20 protein-coding genes are annotated in these 21,915 nt (G+C 54.9%); 3 read left to right on the top strand and 17 right to left on the bottom strand.

What is annotated here, in order from left to right:
* Positions 1–221: 221 nt before the first annotated feature.
* From gltB to thpR, 5 genes are all read right to left on the bottom strand, one after another.
* Positions 222–4,820: a glutamate synthase large subunit gene (gene gltB, locus MKY74_RS07925; RefSeq protein ID WP_076175036.1), complete on the bottom strand. Its 4,599-nt coding sequence runs from the start codon at positions 4,818–4,820 to the stop codon at positions 222–224.
* A gap of 386 nt (positions 4,821–5,206) precedes the next feature.
* The gene (locus MKY74_RS07920; protein WP_076175038.1) at positions 5,207–5,692 is read right to left on the bottom strand and encodes a ferritin-like domain-containing protein; all 486 of its coding nucleotides are present in this window, start codon (positions 5,690–5,692) and stop codon (positions 5,207–5,209) included.
* Between the two features lie 95 nt (positions 5,693–5,787).
* Entirely contained in the window at positions 5,788–6,471 is a 684-nt protein-coding gene (locus tag MKY74_RS07915; RefSeq protein WP_076175040.1) for a metal-dependent hydrolase, read from the bottom strand.
* A 55-nt stretch (positions 6,472–6,526) separates the two neighbouring features.
* Positions 6,527–7,384, bottom strand: a complete 858-nt coding sequence (locus MKY74_RS07910) for a cell wall hydrolase (RefSeq protein WP_076175042.1) — start codon at positions 7,382–7,384, stop codon at positions 6,527–6,529.
* Between the two features lie 256 nt (positions 7,385–7,640).
* Positions 7,641–8,258 carry an RNA 2',3'-cyclic phosphodiesterase gene (thpR, locus tag MKY74_RS07905; protein ID WP_167372921.1) on the bottom strand — a complete coding sequence of 206 codons (618 nt, stop codon included), beginning with the start codon at positions 8,256–8,258 and terminating at the stop codon, positions 7,641–7,643.
* A 394-nt stretch (positions 8,259–8,652) separates the two neighbouring features.
* Here thpR and MKY74_RS07900 point away from each other — a divergent pair, with 394 nt between their 5' ends.
* Entirely contained in the window at positions 8,653–9,624 is a 972-nt protein-coding gene (locus MKY74_RS07900) for a D-2-hydroxyacid dehydrogenase (protein WP_076175044.1), read from the top strand.
* Positions 9,625–9,964: 340 nt separating this feature from the next.
* On the opposite strand, the gene MKY74_RS07895 is transcribed toward MKY74_RS07900, so the two are convergent.
* From MKY74_RS07895 to glpK, 5 genes are all read right to left on the bottom strand, one after another.
* On the bottom strand, positions 9,965–10,915 hold the full coding sequence (locus MKY74_RS07895) for a TRM11 family SAM-dependent methyltransferase (protein ID WP_076175050.1): 951 nt from the start codon (positions 10,913–10,915) through the stop codon (positions 9,965–9,967).
* 142 nt (positions 10,916–11,057) lie between these two features.
* Complete coding sequence (locus MKY74_RS07890; RefSeq protein ID WP_076175052.1) at positions 11,058–11,996, bottom strand: LLM class flavin-dependent oxidoreductase; 939 nt, start codon at positions 11,994–11,996, stop codon at positions 11,058–11,060.
* Between the two features lie 28 nt (positions 11,997–12,024).
* On the bottom strand, positions 12,025–13,434 hold the full coding sequence (locus tag MKY74_RS07885; protein ID WP_076175054.1) for a deoxyguanosinetriphosphate triphosphohydrolase family protein: 1,410 nt from the start codon (positions 13,432–13,434) through the stop codon (positions 12,025–12,027).
* 309 nt (positions 13,435–13,743) lie between these two features.
* The gene (locus MKY74_RS07880) at positions 13,744–15,408 is read right to left on the bottom strand and encodes a glycerol-3-phosphate dehydrogenase/oxidase (protein ID WP_076175056.1); all 1,665 of its coding nucleotides are present in this window, start codon (positions 15,406–15,408) and stop codon (positions 13,744–13,746) included.
* Positions 15,409–15,465: 57 nt separating this feature from the next.
* Positions 15,466–16,956, bottom strand: a complete 1,491-nt coding sequence (glpK, locus tag MKY74_RS07875; protein ID WP_076175058.1) for a glycerol kinase GlpK — start codon at positions 16,954–16,956, stop codon at positions 15,466–15,468.
* Positions 16,957–17,621: 665 nt separating this feature from the next.
* On the opposite strand from glpK, the gene MKY74_RS07870 reads away from it, so the two are divergent.
* Together MKY74_RS07870 and MKY74_RS07865 are read left to right on the top strand one after the other, a co-directional pair.
* Positions 17,622–17,987, top strand: coding sequence for a hypothetical protein (locus tag MKY74_RS07870; protein WP_076175060.1), 366 nt, complete (start codon positions 17,622–17,624; stop codon positions 17,985–17,987).
* Between the two features lie 14 nt (positions 17,988–18,001).
* A complete protein-coding gene (locus MKY74_RS07865) occupies positions 18,002–18,178 on the top strand; it encodes a hypothetical protein (protein ID WP_167372922.1) in 177 nt (58 codons plus the stop codon).
* Here the strand turns inward: MKY74_RS07865 and MKY74_RS07860 are convergent.
* The 7 genes from MKY74_RS07860 to MKY74_RS07830 all read right to left on the bottom strand — a co-directional run bounded on the left by MKY74_RS07860 (position 18,162) and on the right by MKY74_RS07830 (position 21,914).
* On the bottom strand, positions 18,162–18,479 hold the full coding sequence (locus MKY74_RS07860) for a hypothetical protein (protein WP_076175062.1): 318 nt from the start codon (positions 18,477–18,479) through the stop codon (positions 18,162–18,164). The two genes, MKY74_RS07865 and MKY74_RS07860, sit on opposite strands and share 17 nt — an antisense overlap.
* Positions 18,480–18,568: 89 nt before the next feature.
* Positions 18,569–19,312 carry a glycoside hydrolase family 73 protein gene (locus MKY74_RS07855; protein ID WP_144025511.1) on the bottom strand — a complete coding sequence of 248 codons (744 nt, stop codon included), beginning with the start codon at positions 19,310–19,312 and terminating at the stop codon, positions 18,569–18,571.
* Positions 19,309–19,578 (bottom strand): phage holin family protein, encoded by a 270-nt coding sequence (locus MKY74_RS07850; protein ID WP_076175064.1) that lies wholly within the window; start codon positions 19,576–19,578, stop codon positions 19,309–19,311. Before MKY74_RS07850 ends, MKY74_RS07855 begins: the two co-directional genes overlap by 4 nt.
* A gap of 25 nt (positions 19,579–19,603) precedes the next feature.
* On the bottom strand, positions 19,604–19,894 hold the full coding sequence (locus tag MKY74_RS07845; protein WP_244169417.1) for a hemolysin XhlA family protein: 291 nt from the start codon (positions 19,892–19,894) through the stop codon (positions 19,604–19,606).
* Positions 19,895–19,978: 84 nt separating this feature from the next.
* Positions 19,979–20,173, bottom strand: a complete 195-nt coding sequence (locus MKY74_RS07840) for a hypothetical protein (RefSeq protein WP_076175066.1) — start codon at positions 20,171–20,173, stop codon at positions 19,979–19,981.
* A gap of 194 nt (positions 20,174–20,367) precedes the next feature.
* Positions 20,368–20,586, bottom strand: a complete 219-nt coding sequence (locus MKY74_RS07835) for a hypothetical protein (protein WP_341011885.1) — start codon at positions 20,584–20,586, stop codon at positions 20,368–20,370.
* 11 nt (positions 20,587–20,597) lie between these two features.
* Positions 20,598–21,914 carry a tail fiber protein gene (locus MKY74_RS07830; protein ID WP_076175068.1) on the bottom strand — a complete coding sequence of 439 codons (1,317 nt, stop codon included), beginning with the start codon at positions 21,912–21,914 and terminating at the stop codon, positions 20,598–20,600.
* Between the last annotated feature and the right edge of the window lies 1 nt (position 21,915).

Below are 21,915 nucleotides of genomic sequence, written 5' to 3'. Positions count from 1 at the left end.
AGGTCTTTTTTATTATATCCCAAGCCTCTTCTGGATGTTGTCGTCTAATGGGACAATTGCTTTTTGAAGTAGGTTCTATTTTTGTCGAAAAAAATGGGCATACGATTTATGTCTCCAATTGAAAACATTTCGTATGCCCTTTCCAGCAATTATTGCGCAAATATGAAAATTTCAACCTTGTTGATAGGAATTCTTTCTTTATAACATCCGGTTTGGAAGAATTAGTTGTTTCCCGCTCTCGCGAGCTCGCGCATGTTGGCTTCGAAGGCGGCCAGCAGGGCAGCTTCGCCGCTCAGTCCATTCTCCTGAACCTTGCGGATTTGCTGTGTCATCCGCTTGTAATCCTTTGGAATGACGCGGACAAACTGGCCGAGGCTGTTCTCCCAGTCTTCCAGCACACGCTCGCCGACAGCACTCTCCGTGTAGTTGACATGCTTCTCGATCATGCTCTTCAGTTCCTGGGCTTCCTCTGCATCTTCAACGCGCTCCAGAAGAATCATCTCCAGGTTGCAGCGGTCGATAAACGTACCCTGCGGATCATAGACGTAGGCGATGCCGCCCGACATGCCAGCGCCAAAGTTACGTCCCGTCTCCCCAAGGATGACGACGCGGCCGCCTGTCATATATTCGCATCCGTGATCGCCAACGCCTTCAACGACGACATTCACGCCGGAGTTGCGGACCGCAAAGCGTTCGCCGGCGATGCCGCGGATGTACGCCTCGCCGCTTGTCGCGCCATAGAAAGCCGTGTTGCCGATAATGATGTTCTCTTCGGCCTTGAACGTCGATTTCGGCGACGGCTTCACGATCAGCTTCCCGCCGGACAACCCCTTGCCGGTGTAGTCATTCGCGTCGCCGACCACGGTCAGCGTGATGCCCTTCGGAACGAAGGCGCCCAAGCTCTGGCCGGCCGTTCCCGTAAAGGTCAGCGAAATCGTATCTTCCGGCAGGCCGGCTGCCCCGTACTTCCGCGTGACTTCGCTGCCGAGAATCGTGCCGACGGCGCGGTCTACGTTCGTGATCGAAAGCTCGCTGGTAACCGGCGTTCCATCTTCCAGCGCCGGTGCTGCCAGCTTCAACAGCTCGCGCATATCCAGCGTCTCTTCGAGACCGTGGTTCTGGGTCTTCGTGCGGTAGCGCGTGCTTCCTTCCGGAAGCTCCGGTGTGTGCAGCAGAACGGACAGATCGATGCCTTGCTTCTTCCAATGTCCGTTCGCCTCTTCGGCATCCAGGCAGTCCGTGCGTCCGATCATCTCTTGGATCGTACGGAAGCCGAGCTCCGCCATAATTTCACGCATATCTTCAGCCACGAATCTCATGAAGTTAACGACATGCGCCGGATCGCCCATGAAGTTCTTGCGCAGTTCCGGATTCTGGGTAGCTACCCCCACCGGACAGGTGTCCATCTGGCAGACGCGCATCATGATACAGCCAAGTGCCACGAGCGGAGCCGTAGAGAAGCCATACTCTTCGGCACCCAGCAGCGCTGCGACGGCCAGATCGCGTCCGTTCAGCATTTTGCCGTCCGTTTCCAGGACGACGCGGTCGCGCAGGTTATTCAGGATGAGCGTCTGGTGCGTTTCCGCAACCCCAAGCTCCCAAGGAAGACCCGCATGGCGGATGGAGCCCTGCGGCGATGCGCCGGTACCACCGTCATATCCGCTGACGAGGATAATGTCGGCACGGCCTTTGGCCACCCCGGCCGCGATCGTTCCGACGCCAACCTCGGACACGAGCTTCACGTTGATGTTCGCGCGCGGATTGGAGTTCTTCAGATCATAAATCAGCTCCGCCAAATCCTCGATCGAGTAAATGTCATGATGCGGCGGCGGAGAAATCAAGCCCACGCCCGGCGTAGAACCGCGCACTTCGGCAACCCAAGGATATACTTTACGGCCCGGAAGCTGTCCGCCTTCACCCGGCTTCGCTCCCTGCGCCATCTTGATTTGAATTTCGTCCGCGTTCACCAGGTAGTTCGACGTCACGCCGAACCGGCCGGACGCCACCTGCTTGATTGCGCTGCGGCGGGAATCGCCGTTTGCATCCGGAATATAGCGCGCCGGATCTTCGCCGCCCTCACCGGTGTTGCTCTTGCCGCCGATGCGGTTCATTGCAATTGCGAGGCTTTCATGCGCTTCCTTACTGATGGAGCCGAAGGACATGGCACCGGTCTTGAAGCGTCTCATAATGGACTCAATCGGCTCGACTTCCTCAATCGGAACCGGAGCTCCTGCCGGTTTCAGCTTCAGCAGCGAGCGGATCGTCAGATGCTTCTCGTTTTCACCCTGAACCAGCTTCGCGTACTTTTTGTACACCTGATAATCGCCGGTACGTACGGCCTGCTGAAGCAGGTGGATCGTCTGCGGGTTGAACAGATGCTCCTCCCCGTCCTTGCGCCATTGATAGTCACCGCCGGAATCGAGCACCTTGTCGCTTCCGTCCTTGTCGGTAAAGGCGCGGTTGTGGTGGGCCAGCGCTTCGGCCGCCACTTCTTCCAGGCCGATGCCGCCGATGCGGGACGGCGTACGGGTAAAGTACTTCTCGACAAAATCCTCTTTCAGGCCGACGGCTTCAAAGATTTGCGCGCCGCGGTAGGATTGGATTGTCGAGATGCCCATTTTGGACAAAATTTTCACCACGCTCTTCGTCGCGGCTTTGATATAGTTTTTAACGGCTTTCTCGTGCGTCACGCCGCGCAGCAGCCCCTGCTGGATCATGTCGTCCAGCGTTTCGAACGCCAGGTAAGGGTTGACGGCACTCACGCCGTAACCGAGCAGCAGCGCGTAATGATGCACTTCACGAGGTTCGCCGGATTCGAGCAGAATGCTGACTTTCGTCCGCGTTCCTTGGCGGATCAAATGATGATGCAGGCAGGATACGGCAAGAAGCGCCGGAATCGCCGCATTTTCTTTGTCCACGCCGCGGTCGGACAGGATCAGGATGTTGTGGCCTTTCTTGATTACGCGGTCGGCCGCTTCGCACAATCCGTCAAGCGCCTTACGCAGGCCTTCCGCCCCCTCCTCTGCCGGGAAGAAGATCGGAATCGTCATCGACTTGAAGCCGGGACGGTGCACGTGGCGGATCTTCGCGAAGTCCTCATTCGAGAGAACCGGCGTGTCCAGACGGATCTGGCGGCAGCTCTCAGGCTCCGGATGCAGCAGGTTGCGCTCCGGTCCGATCGTCGTTCCGGTCGCGGTGATAATCTCTTCGCGGATCGCGTCGATCGGCGGGTTGGTCACCTGCGCGAACATTTGTTTAAAGTAGTTGTACAGGCGCTGCGGCTTGTCGGACAGCACCGCCAGCGGTGCGTCGTAGCCCATCGAGGCTACCGCTTCCTGGCCGGTCGAAGCCATCGGTTCCAGCACTTTGCGCAGATCTTCGAACGTATAGCCGAAGGAGAGCTGCAGCTGCTGCACGTTGTCATGCTTCGGATTCGGCAGCTCCGGCGCGTCCGGAAGCTCATCCAGATTGACCAGATGCTCGTCGAGCCACTCACGGTACGGCTGCTCGGCAGCGATCTGGGCTTTCACTTCCTCGTCGGAAATGATCCGTCCTTCCTTCGTATCTACGAGCAGCATTCTGCCCGGACGGAGACGGTCCTTGTACAGGACATCCTCAGCTGGAATGTCGAGCACGCCGGCTTCCGAAGAAAGAATAATCAGGTCGTCCTTCGTCACGTAGTAACGGGACGGACGGAGTCCGTTCCGGTCAAGGATGGCACCGATTTGGACGCCGTCGGTGAACGCCATAGCCGCTGGTCCGTCCCACGGTTCCATCAGCGTGCTGTGGTATTCGTAGAACGCTTTTTTCGTTTCGTCCATGCTTTCATGGTTGTTCCAAGGCTCCGGCACCATCATCATGGCGACGTGTGGCAGGGAACGTCCACTCAGGTACAGGAACTCAAACGTGTTATCGAACATGGCGGTATCCGAACCGTCCGGATTGATGACCGGCTTGACCTTCTCCAGGTCATCCCCAAAAATATCGCTCTTAAACAGCGACTGGCGCGCATGCATCCAGTTCACGTTGCCGCGGAGCGTATTGATCTCCCCGTTGTGAATCATGAAGCGGTACGGGTGCGCCCGTTCCCAGCTCGGGAAGGTGTTCGTGCTGAAACGCGAGTGAACGAGGGCGATCGCCGTCTCCACCAGCTCGTTTCTCAGGTCCAGATAGAACTGCCCCACCTGATTGGTGGTCAGCATCCCTTTGTATACAATTTTCCGGCACGAAAGGCTGGAAATATAGAAGGAGTCCGCCTGCGGAGCGTCGCCATAACGGATGGCCAGCTCGGCGCGTCTGCGGATAATGTACAGCTTGCGCTCGAAGTCCATTTCGTCCTTCACATCGATGCTGCGTCCGATGAAAATCTGCCGTACGTACGGCTTGGCTTCCTTCGCGGATTTGCCCAGCATCTCGTCATAGGTCGGAACGTCGCGGAAGCCCAGGAACTGCTGCCCTTCTTCCCGGATGATTTCGACGAGCCGGCTCTCATGAGCCTCCCGAACGGCTTCGTCGTGGGAAAGGAACAGCATGCCTACGCCGTATTGCCCCGGTTCAGGCAGCTCAAAGCCGATCCGGGCCGCTTCTTCCGCAAAGAAGCGGTGAGGAATTTGCAGCATGATCCCGGCGCCGTCACCGGAATTGGGCTCGCTGCCCTGTCCGCCGCGGTGCTCCATATTCTCGAGCATCGTCAGAGCCTGGCCTACGATCTCATGGGAGGCCCGGCCTTTGATATGAGCGACGAAGCCCATGCCGCAGGCGTCTTTTTCAAACTGCGGATCATAAAGTCCCTGCTTAGGGGGAAGTACCGTATGTCTCATGGAAAGCAACCTTTCTATCTTCAGAATAAATAAATGCAAGTAAATCCAGATACATCAAAATAAACCAGTACGAAGACGACATTGGCTACAAGAATAATACTTCATGCTCACTAGGGGAATGGGGTATGCGACAACGGCGGAAATCCTCGTTGCATGGGGGAATGGTTTTCTTTTTGTTATAAAACGTCGATAATTATTCAAAATGAATTGGTTATATTATTTTAACACCCACTAAACCTCTGCGCAATTTAAACTTTTTATGAATGTGATAAGAAATGTTTTGCAGTGAAGCATTAAAGCGGCATGTTGTAATTAACCTGAAAAGCGCATGATTATTCATTTCAACCAGGTTTTTTCCAATATACAGAAAAACAGCCTCCCCCAACTTAAGAGGGAAGCTGTTTGTCGGCGATGCCAATGGTGCCCTTGTGCTTCATGTCGCCGTTTTCGTGGAAATAATTGCTGTACAAAAACTGCAGCCGGCTGACCCAGCGCATTTCGCTGTTCATCGCGCGCAGCATCAGCTTCTGGACCTTCGGGTCCGTCGCCGTCAGCATCAGGTCCGAATAATTCCACGCGGCTTCGAGTGCGTCATCGACGGTCGTTTTCAGTCCGGTTACATACGCCCTCGGCGTTTCAACCTTGCTGAAGACCGGGTAGCAGCCGGTATGCTCATAATAGATACGGGTCAGCTCGGCGAGACGGCCCTGCCGCTCCTCTTCGACCACGCGGCTGAAATAGATCCGGTGGTCCGGGGGAGCCAGCTCCTGAAGCCTTCGTCCCTTACGGATCGCTTCGTACTCGCCCTGTATGGCTTTCTGCAGCTCGCCGGCCGGCAAATACCCGTTATGTTCACTAGTTCGGTAAAACAATCAACCCCCGCCTTTCCGATAGGCTAATGTTACGATACTGTATGCCCGGATACGGCGGGGGGTGCCATTTGTCAAAGCCACCGCTTCATCAGCGGTCAGATCTCAATGCTCTCTCCCGGCTTGAGCGCGTGTCCTTCAATGCCTTCCTGATGAAGACGGTCGCAGAAGAGCGTACTGTTCTGGTTAATGGCAGGGAAAGTGTTGTAATGCACCGGAATGACGCGGTCCGCCCGCAGCCATTTGGCCGCCAGCAGCGCATCGTCCGGTCCCATCGTCAGCACGTCGCCAATCGGCAGCGCGGCAGCATCGATCTGATTCATTTCACCGATAAGCCGCATGTCGCCGAACAGCGCCGTATCTCCCGCATGGAAGAACGTTTTGCCGCCCATGGTCAGCAGGATGCCCGCCGGTTCTCCGGCATAGATCAGCGCGTCGCCGTCCTGAACCGCAGAGCTGTGGAAAGCCAGCGTATATTTGACCTTGAATCCGTCAAACTGCTGCTGCCCCCCGATGTTCATGGCAAAGGTTTTCGCGCCCTTCTTGCGGCAGAACTCCGCCAGCTCGAACACGGCGACAATCGGACAATCATTCGCTTTGGCAATCTCCAGCGCATCGCCAAAGTGGTCGGAGTGCCCATGGGTGAGCAGCACCGCATCAACACGGATATCCGCAGGCGCAATACCCGATGCCGGATTGCCCGAGAGAAACGGATCGATGATCACGCTCCGGCCGCCTTCCTCCACCACCACACAGGAATGACCATAATACGTAATTTTCATATGAACGCCACCTCCTCATTATCCTTTACCCATAAACATTTTAAACTTACGGGATTTATTTGTAAAAGGAGTGGTTGCCGATCGTCTTGGCCAAGGTCCGCGTATGGTGAACCGTCAGGTCGTCGGCCAGCTTCAGCGACAGAAAATAATACGTATCATCCGAGACTTCCTTGCGTCCGTTAAGCGCCTCATTGACGGCATAAATCGAATCCTCGTTCGGCTTCACACGGTCAAAACGGCCGTTCGCCACAGGACTGAACTGATATCTCTGGTAAATGACTTTTCTAATCGTATCGGGAAAATTGGCTGACCGCAGCCGGTTCAAGACAACATTGGCCACAGCCACTTTGCCTTTGTACGGTTCGCCTTCGGCTTCTGCCATCACGATTCTACGGAGCAGAAGCACGTCCTCAGCGGTTACCTTGTACTGTTTGGTCGCTTCCGACTTCTGGGAAGGACTGAGCAGTTTGGTCCGGCTGAAGAATAACGTGGTGGGGGGATTCAGTTTTGGATCCAGCTTCGGCTTGGCTGCAACAGCTACAGCTTTCTTCGCCTTAGGCTTCGCTTGCACAGCTTTGGCCTTTTTGGCGGGCGCCGGTGTTTGTGCTGAAATCCCTTCGACAAAAAGGGGATGATGCTTAACGTTCCATTTTTTCAATAAATTTACATTCAAAAGCTGCACGGAGTTTTCCGCGGTTAACGGGTGTTTTGCCCCCTGTATAGATAAATGCTGCGGGCTTGCGCCTGCTTTATCGTTCTTGCTGTATGTTACAGCCCCCAGTTGATTCGTGCTGTCGTTATACTGCATTTTATGCATCTGCTCGTTTTGCAGCAGCATGCAAATTGCAGAGAAACACACCAGAAGCACACCGATCAGCAGTGCCATCCAGCGGTTTTGACGTAATGTGTACATGTTTCTCCTCCTATATTTCCGGCACATTCCCTCTTTAAGTAACCAAAAATACAGGTTTTGAATAACCTTTGGAAACATTTTCAGTCAATTGCTGTATCCGAGATCGTACAATAACTGACAAACAGGACAGTCTTTACAACACATGTTGCTTAGGAACGGCACAAATTTACTTCACAGGATACGGCAACAAAGGGAACTCGATATTCGATCATGTGCGGAAAAATATATTCGATTTCTATTGCTATTTATTTCCAATCTACGAATCTTTCATTTGAACGGCCTCTAGTATCTCATACATTGGCTTTTCGTGCAAATGCGTGGAAAAAAGTACAAATTCATCGACCTCCCAAATCAGAGGCTGATTTTTCCCTTCAGAACCGGATTTTTCCACTGTCAAAGACGGTAAATTGGAGCCTGTAAAAGGCGATTTTCCCGCGTATTTACGGGCAATCGTGACATGGGGACGGTAAGGCTTCGCCTCTTTTGCGAACCCCAGTTCCCCCATCCCGGAAGTGACCGCTTCATAGAGCTTGTCCAGGCCGCCGGATTGGTCAATTACTCCAGCCCATAACACCCGGGGAGACTCCGCTGACCCGAAGGTGCCGAACGCTCCAAATTCCAGTTGAAATGGGTTGATTTTCAAGGAGGCCCTTTTTAAGGCAGCCGCGATTTCCGGCACTCTTCCAGCATCAGCGTCCCCCAGAAACTGGACGGTAATATGGTAATCCTCCCGGTGCGTCCATTTTTTAAAAGCGAGCTCCTTCTCGTTCCGGTGCCTCCATTCTTCCAGTAATGATCGGATCGATTCCGGTATCCGGACCGCGACGAATAGCCTTAAAGGCTTATCTTGAACTGGTTTCTCTTTCATTTCCATGCAAGTAATTCCCCTTTCTTCCCCTTTGCGCCGCATAAAAGGATCCTGCAAAAATTGGTACCGAAGGTATAATTCGCATGAATTCCTTCATTAATATAGTTTCACCTTTCGGGCCCATTGTCATGCAGCAGAGTTACGCAAAAGCATACTCTTAGGAGGGCGTTTACTTGACCGCTGCTCCCTTTCATTCACTTGGCCTCGGGTGACCCTGTTGTATATCGTTTCAAATCTGTTATCCTGAATATATTCATAATATATAGACTGAACTAAAGATTTGCATTAAGCTTCCTGTTATAGCAGCCCCATACGGCCTGTAACATTTCATTAGTTCATTCTATTTAGAGTAGCAGAAACATCACATCACGGGTACATACAAGAAGGAGGCTGAAACGGTATGAAGCAAATTGTTTGTCTGCATTCCCTGACTCCGGAGCAGACCCAATTGATTGAACAAGCCGCTCCCGGCTATAAGCTGACCGTCGTCAAAAGCACCGATGCGGATCCCGCACTCATGAACGAAGCGGAAATATTGGTCGGCTGGTCCAGGCAGATTGCTGATCAGGTGCTGAATCAAGACAGCCGGCTGAAATGGCTGCAGACCTGGTCGGCCGGCGTGGACACGCTTCCGCTGGACAAGCTCGAACAGAAAGGCGTGCTGCTGACGAATTCCAGCGGCGTCCATGCGATTCCGATCTCGGAGACGATCCTTGGCATGATGCTCTCCTTCTCGCGCCAGCTGCACGTCTCGGTCCGCAATCAGCTCAAGCACAGCTGGGAGACCAATCTGTCCGCGCCGGGACGGGACACCTTGTCCGAGCTGCACGGCCGAACGGCCGTCATCGTCGGCGTCGGCGAGATTGGCAGCGAGACAGCTCGCCTGGCCAAGGCGTTCGGGATGCGCACCGTCGGCGTCCGCCGTTCCGGCAAAGCCGATCCACACGTGGACGAGATGTTCACCATGGACGGGCTCCACAAGGCGCTGAGCCAAGGCGATTACATCATCAGCGTGCTGCCGCTTACCGATGAGACGCATCACCTGCTGAACGCCGATGCCTGGGCGGCGGCCAAGCCGGGCGCCTGCTTCATCAATGCGGGCCGCGGGCCGACGGTGGATACGGCATCCCTGCTCGAAGCGCTCCGCAGCGGGCAGATCAGCTGCGCCGGGCTCGACGTGTTTGAGAAGGAGCCGCTCCCTGAGGACCACCCGTTGTGGGACATGGAGCAGGTTATCATTACACCGCATGTTTCCGGAAGCACCGACCGGTATACCGAGCGGGTCATCGATATTTTTGTCGAAAACCTGAAGGCCTACGTGCAGGGAAAAGAGCTTCCGCGTAATCTCGTCAATTATGAGCGTGCTTATTAATACGGACATCTCTCAGCAGCTGTCCCCCGCAAGGCGGAGTTTTGCCTCCGAAATTTTCCGGATGCTATGCGAGCGTCCTGATATCTTCGGAGCATGAAAAAAGGCTGTCCCGCGTTACCGGTCGATTCAGACCGGATCGTGAGACAGCCCTTTTGGGCTTGATACCCGTGATGAGCACTGAGATGATTGACTTGACTTCAACTCATGACGGTAATCTTCTTCTATTATAATGAGAAACTTCTACTTAAAGTGATGAGAGACTTCTATTTATTAAGATGAGGAACTTTCTTCTATTATATAGTAGAAAGTAATCGCATGCCGGATTGCTTATCCGCCTCCGTCACCCGCAAAGCCAGACGTTCCGGACAAAGCCGCCCTTCCATACCCGGGCGATGTCCAGAATGGCAAAGCCCGCCTGCTGAATCGATTCCGCCGCTTCCTCCGTCGATACAATAACAGCCCGCTTCGCCATACGGCGCAGGCTCTGCAGCATAACGAGCCGCTGATCCGTGCTGAGCACCGAGCACAGGTTGTACGGCATGTCCAATACAGCCGCATCGAAGCGATCCGTCACCTGCGTCATATCGCCGAGCGTCACCACCTCCGGATAGCCGAAGTGCTTCAGGTTGGCCCGGGCCCCCCGGATGGCCAGCGGATTGATGTCCCAGCCCCGGATGTCGATGCCCATCGACAGGGCTTCGATCAGCACGTTCCCCATGCCGCAGCAGGGATCGGCGGCCCGGACACCCGCAGGCTCCGGTACAAGGATGTTCACGAGCGAACGGGCGGTCGTGACGCTGAGCCCGGTGGAATAATTGTGCGGCTTGTCCTTGTGCAGCCGCCAAGCGCGTTCGGGATACCGGCACCACCCGAGCGTCCACTGTCCCGCGGCGGACAGGAGGCCGAACTGCACGTCCGGATGCTTCATCTCCGCCTTCCCCCGGATGCTGCTGCCGACACGGCGCTCAAGCATCCGCTGGTCCTCGTAGGAGCAGGGATCGCCGGATTTGACGTACGTTACTTTGAATGTGGCGTCCCCAAGCTCTAACTCCGAAACCTGCCGGGCAATTTCTTCGATCGAGTCGCCCTGCATCAGCACGTCCAGACGCATCGACACATACGGACTGCGGTCCGGGTCAAGCAACCGGGAGCTGCGCAGCATGAGGCCCCTCCCTTTCAAGGGTTTCGCCTGCCCGAGCAGAGCATTCAGCTCCATCCGGCACAGCTCCGTTTCCGACTCGTGGCTGGCGTACATATAAATAAACTCCGATGGTTCGGATGTCAATTCCATAGTTCCTCCGTTCGTTCTTCCTATCTTCAGGCTCCATTGCGATCTAACCGTTCAGCACCGTCACTATTCTACATTCCCAAATTCCCATTCCCAATCAAGAACCGCGTGTGCAGAATGGCAGGCGAACTTGCCTGGCTCCCTTTTATAAGCACACCGACGCCAGCAGCCGGTAAGATTCCAGCCGCTCGGCATAACTCATCACCGGCGTGGTGACCAGGAACTCATCGCACCCGAAGGAATCCGCCAGCTCCAGCAGCTTCGACTTCACCTGCTTCGGCGACCCGGTGATCAGCCGGGTCGCCTGCGGCTGCGGCTCGCTGGCCTCAGCTCCCGGCCGCTCGACTTCCGGCAGGGCTGACCGGCGGGACAGCGCCAGCGCCTCCTGCTCCGTCGCGGCGCAAATGACGCCGATGGCCGCGATGCTTCTCGGCCGCTCCAGCAGCGCCGACGGCTTGAAGCCCTCCCTGTAAGCCGCCAGCACCTCGGCGCCGTCGCGGTCGCTCATGAACTGGCCGAACACGTAGCCCGTGCCGTTCTCCGCCGCGAAGCCGGCGCTCTTGTTGTTCGTCCCGAGCATCCACAGCTCCGGCTGGATCCGCGGGACGGGCTTGGCCGCGACCGGCACGTCCTCGTACGCATAGCGGTCCTCCAGCAGCTCGATCAGCGAGCGGACCCGGGCCGGCATCTCGGCCACATGCTGCAAATAATTGCCGCTCAGCGCCATCGAGGCATGCGCCGAGCCGCCGGGTGCCCGGCCGATGCCAAGATCGATGCGGCCGGGATAAAGCGCAGCCAGCATGCGAAAGTTCTCCGCGACCTTCAGCGGGCTGTAATGCGGCAGCAGGACCGCCCCCGACCCGATGCGGATTCGCTCGGTCCGGGCTCCGATATGCGCCAGCAGCACTTCCGGCGCGGCGCAGGACAAGTTCACCAAGTTGTGGTGCTCCGCCGCCCAATACCGGGTGTAACCCCATTGTTCTGCATGGCGGGCCAGGCTGGCCGCTTCCTGTAGTGCTTCCTCAAAGGACGCCTCTCCTATTTTTGGTACAAGATCCAGCACGCTAAGTTTAAGAGCGCCCATCCGGTCTTTCCTTCCCTTCTATGGCTGCCTAATCCAGGTCGTAAATGGAACCTACCTTCAATCCGTACAGCTCATTGTAAATTTTTTCAGCAAACGCATCCGTCATGCCCGCAATATAGTCGATCACCATGTGCTCCCACGTCCAGATCGGATTCGGCCCGGCCTGATCCTTCTCGAACCGCTGCAGCCAGTCGGAGGGGATAATCGATTTGGAGGCGACCGGATCGAGAAAAGCGTCCCACAGCCGCTGGATCATCCACTCGCTGCGCTTCTGCAGCCGCTGCACCCGCAGGTCGCGGATCATCGTGACCCACGCGAAGCTTTTCAGCACGCTGACGGTTCGGAGCATATCCTGATCCTCCTGGCCTTCCTTGACGAAGGTCACCTTCTTCCAGCCCCCGTCGTCAATGACGCCGAGGCTGCTGACGAACAGGCTTACCCAGTAAGCCTTGACCTCGCGGCGGGTACGGGAGTAGTCAAACTCGCAGTACGGAAGCTTCTCATTCCACACTTTTAAAAAGGACGTCAGCACTTCCTCCACCTTGTAGCGGATATGCTCTTCCGGGCAGTTATCCCAGAACGCGTCCTCCAGCGTCATGACTTTCTCGACGATCAGGCGCAAAATATGCGGATCCTTCAGAAAATGCTCGTGCACTTCGATTTTTCCGGCCTTGATGCCGTCTTCGAGGTCATGGGCCGAATAGGCGATATCGTCGCATAAATCCATCAGCTGGGCTTCGAGCGTCTTTTTGCCTGCAGGAATGCCCCAGTCTTGGCGGATCTGTGAAATATAGCCCCATTCGTGCTGGTACAGCCCCTTTTTGAGCAGGGTGCCGGGGTATGGATATTTATTGATGCCGAGCAGGATCGCGTCGGACAGGTTCAGGCCGTCCACATTTTCCCGCTTCTCCAAAAACATGATCAGCCGGAAGTTGTGCGCATTGCCTTCGAAATGCTCGTATTTTTTCCGCAGCCTAGCGCGGACGTCGTTCACTTCATCCGGGGACAGATGCAGCCCCTTCACGGCTTCTTTCGTCCGGTCCCGGATCAGCTGATCCAGAATGCCGTCCAGCACCTCTTCCCCTTTATGTCCAAAAGGAGGATGGCCGAAGTCATGCGCGATCGCCGCGCATTCCACCACCTCCGGATCGATTACGAGCCCCGGATTGTCCGCCTGCTCGTCGCTGACCTCGGGATGCGCCCGCAGCAGGCTGCGCGCTGCTTCCCGGGCGATTTGCGCCACCTCAAGCGAGTGGGTCAGCCGCGTCCGGTAATAGTCCCCCGTACCCGCGCCGAACACCTGGGATTTGCCCTGCAGCCTCCGGAACGTCGGCGAATGGATCAGCCGCGAATAATCCCGCTCATATGGCGCGCGGGACGCGTCGGATTTCACTTGTTCGGGGTACTGCCGATGCTCTCTTTTTTCTTTAATGTTCATGTACAGCACTCCTCTCTCGGGCAGTATGGTTTTTTTATTATAAGCGATTTTGCCGGAGGTGTACTAACATGGGACGCGGGTGAGTGTCTATTTTCCCTAAAAATGCAAAGTTTATCGCAAATATCCGAACAGTTGGTGTCAACATCACTGACAGTGGATTGACAGGTAGGCATCGCTCATAGATTCACCATTGTCGAGACTGGGAGCCTGCGGGTTTTGACGGGTATTATCCCAAGCCAAAAAGAAACCCTTCATCCTGGGGATGAAAGGTTCCTGATAGAAATGCTTCATTCGATTGCCTTATAATGCTCAATCGGATTCCGCCGGCTCCACGGCCTCCAGCAGCGCGCGGTCGAGATCGGCCGCGTATGCTTCCTTCGCTGCCGGGCTCCAGTTCAGCACGCCGCCCATATATTCGATGACTGGCGCCTTCCAGGTGCGCACGAGCTGAATATCGAACAGCGTCGCGCCGAGCCGGCGGGTAAAAAAGTCCACCGGCGTCGCCGCCATCTCCGCTTCCAGCGCATAGGCCAGCTGGCCGAACAGCATCAGCGGCAGCCCGTGCGCTTCCGCCTCCGCCCGGTGGCTCTGGATCAGCCGGAAGACGCCGGATGCATTCGTGCCGTATTTGCCGGCGATCGCGAGGGCTTCATCCGGGGCCAGACCCGCCTCGATTCCGGTCTGGGCGGTCTTCCGCACGAAAGGCTCATACTGCGCCGATCCGCCGAAGTCCCCGCCCGAAATCGGCAGATGCTTCGTCTGGCATGCTTTAAACGGGCGCCCTGTTTGTTCAGTCAGCTCCCGGGACAGCACGTCCACAATCGTCTCGGCCATCTTCCGGTAGCCCGTCAGCTTGCCCCCGGCGATCGTCAGCAGTCCCGAGCCGGACTCCCAGATCTCGTCCTTACGGGAAATTTCCGACGGATCCTTGCCCTGTTCAAGAATGAGCGGCCGGACCCCGGCCCAGCTGGACTCCACATCCTCCGCCGTAATTTGCAGCTCGGGAAACATATAATTGATCGCGTTAATAATATAGTCGCGGTCTTGGTACGTCATCCGGGGATGCGCCGTATCCCGGTCGAAGAAAGTATCCGTCGTCCCCACATACGCCTTGCCATCGCGGGGAATGGCGAACACCATTCTTTTATCCGGCGTGTCGAAGTACACCGCCTGCTCCAGCGGAAACCGGGATTGGTCGATGACCAGGTGGACGCCTTTGGTGAGGCGCAGCGTTTTGCCCTCCTTCGACGCGTCCTTCTCGCGGATGCGGTCAACCCACGGCCCTGCGGCGTTAATGACCTTGGCGGCGTGGATTTCATAGGTGTCCCCGGTCAGCTGGTCGTGGACCACCGCGCCGCGCACGTTATTCCGGGCGTCGTACAGCAGCTCCTCGACCTTGCTGTAATTGAGCGCCGCAGCCCCGTGCGCCACGGCCGCTTTCATCACTTCGATCGTCAGGCGGGCGTCGTCGGTGCGGTATTCCACGTAGTACCCGCCGCCCTTCAGCCCCTCCTTCTTGATGAGCGGCTCCTTCGCCAGCGTCTGCTGCGGGGAGAGCATCATGCGGCGCTCCGCTTTTTTGACGCCGGCCAAATAGTCGTACACCCGCAGTCCGAAGGACGTGCTGAATTTGCCGAACGTGCCGCCCTTGTGGATCGGCAGCAGCATCCACTCCGGCGTGGTGACATGCGGACCGTTCTCGTACACAACCGCCCGCTCCTTGCCGACCTCGGCGACCATTTTGACCTCAAACTGCTTCAGGTAGCGGAGCCCACCGTGCACCAGCTTCGTCGAGCGGCTGGATGTGCCTGCGGCAAAATCCTGCATTTCCACCAGCGCCGTCTTCATCCCGCGGGTCGTCGCATCCAGCGCAATGCCTGCCCCGGTAATGCCGCCGCCGATGATCAGGACGTCAAACTTTTCCTGCTTCAAGCTCTCCTTGATTTGTTCGCGATTCGTATTGGACCATATCATCTGTGCTTATCTCCCTCCAGATCGAAAAAGAGACCCCCCAAGATATGTTTCTGTGTTTTATTTAAAAGCCATGGCTGCGTGTACGGCCTTCTTCCAGCCTTCGTACAGCCCGGTTCGCTCCTTCTCCTCCATCACCGGCTGGAACTCGCGCTCGATCGCCCACTGGCCGGAGATGTCCTCCTGGCTCTTCCAGTAGCCGACGGCGAGTCCTGCCAAATACGCAGCGCCCAGCGCCGTCGTCTCGTTAATGACCGGCCGTTCGACCGAGACGCCGAGCACGTCGCTCTGGAACTGCATCAGAAAATCATTGTGCACGGCACCACCGTCGACGCGCAGCGTGGTCAGCTCGATACCTGAGTCGGCCTCCATCGCGGACAGCACATCCTTTGTCTGGTAGGCCAGCGATTCCAGCGTCGCCCGGATAAAATGCTCCTTGGACGTGCCGCGCGTCAGGCCGAATACTGCTCCGCGCACATCGCTGTCCCAGTACGGGGTGCCGAGCCCGACGAATGCGGGAACGACGTACACGCCGTCCGTTGAAGCCACGCGTGAGGCGTACGTTTCGCTCTCCTTCGACTCCTTCAGCATCCGCAGCCCGTCACGCAGCCACTGGATGGCCGAGCCCGCCACGAAAATGCTACCTTCCAGCGCATATTCCACTTTGCCGTTGATGCCCCATGCGAGCGTCGTCAGCAGGCCGTGCTCCGAGCGGACCGCCGTTTCGCCGGTATTCATCAGCATAAAGCAGCCGGTGCCGTAGGTGTTTTTGGCCATGCCTTTACTGTAGCACGCCTGCCCGAACAGAGCCGCCTGCTGGTCGCCCGCAACGCCGGCGATCGGTACCTCTGTCCCGAAGAAGTGATACGGCACCGTCAGGCCGTACACCTCGGAGGACGGGCGCACCTGCGGCAGCATGGAGGCCGGAACCCCCAAAATCTCCAGCAGCTCGTCGTCCCATTTTAACTCGTAAATGTTATACATCAGCGTGCGCGATGCGTTCGAATAATCGGTCACATGCGCGCGGCCGCCGGTAAATTTCCAAATGAGCCACGTATCGATCGTGCCGAACAGCAGCTTGCCCTGCTCCGCCTTCTCCCGGGCGCCTTCGACTTCGTCCAGAATCCACTTGACCTTCGTACCGGAAAAGTACGGATCGATCAGAAGCCCTGTTTTGGCGCGGATGGTGTCGTCTAGCCCTTGGGCCTTGAGCTCCTCGCAAATGCCGCTTGTCTGCCGCGACTGCCACACAATCGCATGGTACACAGGATCGCCTGTTTCCTTATCCCACACCACCGCGGTCTCCCGCTGGTTCGTGATGCCGATCGCCGCGATCTGTTCGGGCTTCACGCCCGATTCCGACAGCACGGACGCGATCACCGACAGGACCGAACCCCAAATCTCGTTGGCGTTATGCTCCACCCAGCCCGGATGGGGAAAATGCTGCGTTATCTCCCGCTGGGCCGTATGTACGGCTTCTCCCTTTTCATTAAATAAGATAGCCCGGGAACTCGTCGTCCCCTGGTCCAGTGATAAAATGTATTTTTCCATAGAACCCTCCCTGCTCCGTCAGCGAACGATGCGCTCGTTGTGGTTGTGCACATTCGGGATGTTGCTGGATGTATATCCGCTAAGGAAGACAAACCATGTCGCTTGGTGACGTTTACATGGCTTTCCTTAGTGACATCATACTATATTTGGAGCGGGTTCGGGTTAACAAAATCGAAGATTGGCGAAGGAAATGGAGGAGTACAGATGATGGGACTGATGAGGTGCTTGGGGAGAATTGAAGGGCGCGAAAGGGAGCGGTAAAAGAGGAATTTAGACAGGTTGAGGGCGTGGTAGCGACCTAGTGAGGACATTGTAATGAAATTGTGAGGACTTGGCGATACGAAGCGGTGACATTGTGGGGGTGTGGCGAGGACTTGGCGATGACGAAGTGGAGACATTGTGAGACGTGGCGAGGACTTGACGATGACGAAGCGGAGACATTATGGGATATGACGATGACGTAGTAAGGACATTGTGAGGACCTGGCGAGGACTTGACGATGACGAAGTGGAGACATTGTGGGATATGACGATGACGTAGTAAGGACATTGTGAGGACCCATTACAGAGGAGTGGAAGATATATCAAACGGATAAAATTATTATATTGTAATGCGTATCGATACACTATATAATAAACAACAAATATCCAAGGAGGGTCTTTTGCATGAACTATTCGATTAACCTGTTCGGCTACCACGTGGACTGCAAGCTGAACGTCGAAGAAGACCGGCTGCAGCTGGACATCGCTGAGGAAGACCAGAAGTCGCTGAAGCAGTATTTGATCCGGGTGCTGCCAAAATACGGCCGCGAAGCGTCCCAGACTTCGACGTTGGACGAGCTGGTGAAGCTCGCAATTGATGCGGAAAAAACGATGGAAGGCCACATGTCCGAACCGAAGCTCAAGCTGCCTTACGAATTCCAGCCGGAAATCAAAGAGAAGCTGATCGAAGCGGCGGCGCTGCAGGACATGTCCGCAACCCAGCTGCTGATCCGGATTATCGAGCGTAAATACCAGGAAGTTATGGGGTAAAGGGGGTTTGGGTTATGCCATACGGCAACAAGGTTAAATTTCATTACGACGTGCCCGCCTACATTAAAAAGCAGCTTGCCGAAGCGGCCAAGAAGCTGAACATGACCGCCACGGAGCTGCTGTCCAAAACGATCGAGGAAGAATACGAGCGGGTCAAACGCGAGCAAGTTTCCGCTAACTCCAGGAAATAACGGGGATCTGGGCTGCGAACCTTTCCACGGAACGGGCCTGTTCCACGGAAAGACTCAGGTATTCATAGTCCTGACCGATCCGGTCGCATGACAGCAGATGGCACTCTGTATAGTCGTCCGCCGGATCGTGTTCCAGGAGATACACGCGGATGCTCGGGTTCAGGTCCTCGATTTTGCAAAAAAACACTGCTTCCGGGGCGGCGTCCATAATCGCCTTGATGCGTTCCCGCACACACCCCGGGAGCAGCGGCTCTAACAGCGAAAACGTCTGGATGGTCGGTTGGTATTCATAAATCAGCATAAGCGGATGCCTCCCTTTTAGTATGAAAAAAATTATGATTTCCCTCCTGCCTGACTTGTCTCTATCTATGGTAGGTACTCGCGTTTTCGTTAGAGCACCTTTAGCCGCTGTAAAATCGTCAGCACCCTGTACAGATCGTAGCTTCCATTCACCGGGGTGCTGATGATCTTTGCCTCAACCGCCGCATTTACCGCGGATTCCGCCCAGGCCGGAACCTCCATCTGCTGCCGCGCCTCCAGTGCGGAGATCCGCTGCTCCACCTTTTGCAGAAGGACCTCAAGTTGGGTCAGGCGTTCCGCTTTTTTCTTCAAATCTTCCAGCTGTTGTGCCAGCTCAGTGATGTTAACACTCATTTCGGTGTGTTCTCCTCTCCATGTGTCATATTGAGGCAGTCCATACTGCTCCATGATCGCGATTAGCTTGGACGGGTATTTCGGATCTGTCGCGTAGCCGCCTTTCCAAACTGCTTCGGCCGCCTGCCGGTATTCTGCGCGCAGCACGCCGTGGTACCGCGTCGGCTTATCCTTCGTGCCGTTCAACAAAAGCTTGGAATGGTCGGCAATGGACTCCGTCCAGGAGTGATATTTGCGAAAAGATGCCGCCACCTTCACCGCCTTGCCGTTGACATACTCTGTGGTGGGCATTTCTACGCTTCCCGCTGTGCCCTTGCCTTTGATACCGAACAAATTGTTCGCCTGCCGGGCGAGCCCGCTTGTCCCCCAGTTGGATTCCAGTATGGCCTGGGCGATGGTTAAGGAAGCTGGAACACCGGTGGCCTGCATGTCAGCGATGGCGCAGGGAGCGAGGGTGGCGATGAATTCCGTTTGATTCAATCCGAGTCCCCTACTTTCTTCGTCTGCTTCACAACCTGGTGGCCGAATATTGCAAAGGCTCCCGCCAAAATCCCCTGGATGAACGTCTCCGCGTTCCAGCCATGCATCCAAACCGTAAGTAACACAGCGGCGATGACCACCATGTACACAATGCTCCAATCCGGCACCGATGGCGTCTGTTTCATGACATATCCCAAAACCCAGCACACAGCTACCACAACCAATAGCTTCGGGTCGATCAACTGCCAAATCATATCCCAATCCATGTTTCATCCACCTTTCTGGTAATAGTTAATGTCCTGCAAGCTGAATGGCGGCTGCAATGGCACCCATCACGATCGTGATGGCCGCGCCGCTGACCGTCCGCCACAGCCATTTTTGGCCGTCCTCGATCCGGTCCAGCCGTTGATGCGCTGACTTTACCGACTGCATGGCTTCCCGGGCGAGTTCCTTGGTTGTTTCAATCGTGGCGGCCAGCGTCGGCACTTGCTCCAAGGTTTTTTCAATACGTGCGAGTTGAATTTGAATCTCCACCAATGCTTTGGTCGCATCCTCCACGTCACTCACCCTTTCGTGTGGCACGGCGTTCCCCTCCTTTGAATTGGTGAAATAAGATGCCCCCCGGAGTGGTTCCGAGGGCATAAAAAATACGCCTTGCGGCGCTAATTAACTTTTCAATTCCTCAGCCTGCCTTTCAGGCTGCAGGTCTGGCCGGAGCGTGTAAGCATAAGCGAAGACCTTCTCTTTGTCATCCGCATGAATTGTATACGACGATACAACTTGGTCGATCGTTCCTTCACCATTATCTACCGGGGTGATGGAGGCGTTGGCTACTACACGAATCTGAATGTCTTTAAGCATGAATCTTCACCTCCACTCACAAAAACAGAATTTCGGCTAAAGTCATTTCGACGTCCGAAACCCTCTCTTCAGAGACTCATTTTCAGTTTTCACCTCTGCAATTTGTTGCGTCAATGGCGGCTGAAATACAGGTTCCTGCGGCTCCGGATCATTAGGGTCCGTATAAGAAAACTCCAATTCCAATGTTTCGTGATTCACGCGGTACCCGTTGGATTGTGCGAAGTCTTCGGACAATTGCCGTACTCCAGTTTAATTACACCGACCGTTTCGGGATTACGTCCTTTCAGTGCAAGATAGGACTCGTAATCCTGTTCCTCTGTTGTTTCGACTACAAAACCAACATGTTCCTGAGTATCCAGCAAAACATTTCCTGTCTCTTTATCGAAATAAATCTTTCGTCCGATCTGATTCACGCTATCCCTCCTTATTCGGTAGCAAAGTAGTTATAAGTTCCGCCGTATCCAAGGGTGACACTCACATTAAAGTATCCACTGCCTACAGTAATGGGGTGTTGACCAGACCCTCCGGCGCCGTTATTAATACCTCTAAAGAGTTGAAATACACCTCCATTTGTAGGGGCGTCCGTACTATAAATCATCACATACGAATCCTGCACCCCACTCCAACTAGGTGTGACCAAAATAATATTGCTTGGTGTAAAGTTTAGGCCCGTAACACTTCCGTAACCTGTGGTTGGTTCGACGCGAATTTGTCCTTTTGCCCACTTCTTCCCTGTATTAATCAAGTTTATATTCGCCGCCATAGTGGCGAACGGATCTGTCGGAGAAGTTGGTATTCCTTTGCCGCTAATGGCAGTGGCTATGCTCGATTTACCATTAGCGACAGATTGAAAAATCGAATACATATCCCCTTGAGTACCATAAGTATCTGCTGACCCGATAGAAAATGTAATACGTCCAAAACCACGCACAACCTTTGCAGCGTTCGTTATTGGGCCAGTAACTACTAATCGTAATTTTACAGAGACAACGTCAGCTGGTATGGTAATTGCCGCAGTTCGTCTGTGCCACCACTGGCGATTTGCTGCGTACAAAGAACCTAAGACAATGCCGTTAGTAGCATTTATAACCTCAACGCGTACAAGATCTGTATCAAGCCCCTCATTAGTGTGGAACGTACACCCCAAATAATAATTTGCATTTGCAAATACTGCGATTGGATCCGATGACTCTAAAAATATGTGAGATCCAGCTGTTATTGATTGGTTTGGATAAAAATATCCTCCAATATTCGCGTCTTGTTGAACATAGGCCCACGAGCCTCCAGAAATAGTCCAATCTTGAAAACCAAATATCGCACTTCCATTACGCACTAGGTTAACCGAGTCGACTCGGTCTTTTTTGTAAAAGTTTGTGTCGATATATAATTTGGCATTAGCTTCAGCAGTATTTGCCTTTGCCTGTGCCCCTGAGGGTGTCTCGGCGGCTTCAGCCTTAGCCTGTGCTGCAGCAGCAACATCGCTTGCTGCTTTTACTGCTTTGGGAGTAGCGGCCATAGCTTCTGACGTGCTATTTGTTTCACTAGATAGTTGTACAATCCCCTTTTGCGTCAGGGACGCATCGGGGACTGTTATCTCACCTACCGCATCCTCTATAGCCTTAACAGCCCCATCAATCTTATCCCAGTTATCATTCAGGACAACATCCACGTTAAATGTTTCATTACCATCGGTTTCACCGTTGACTTTATATAAATTCAAATTCGGTGTTCTACTTGGCAAT

The organism is Paenibacillus sp. FSL R5-0378 (assembly GCF_038009285.1).
GTDB classification, from domain to species: domain Bacteria; phylum Bacillota; class Bacilli; order Paenibacillales; family Paenibacillaceae; genus Paenibacillus_AQ; species Paenibacillus_AQ favisporus.
This window is presented reverse-complemented; position numbering and strand designations above follow the sequence as displayed.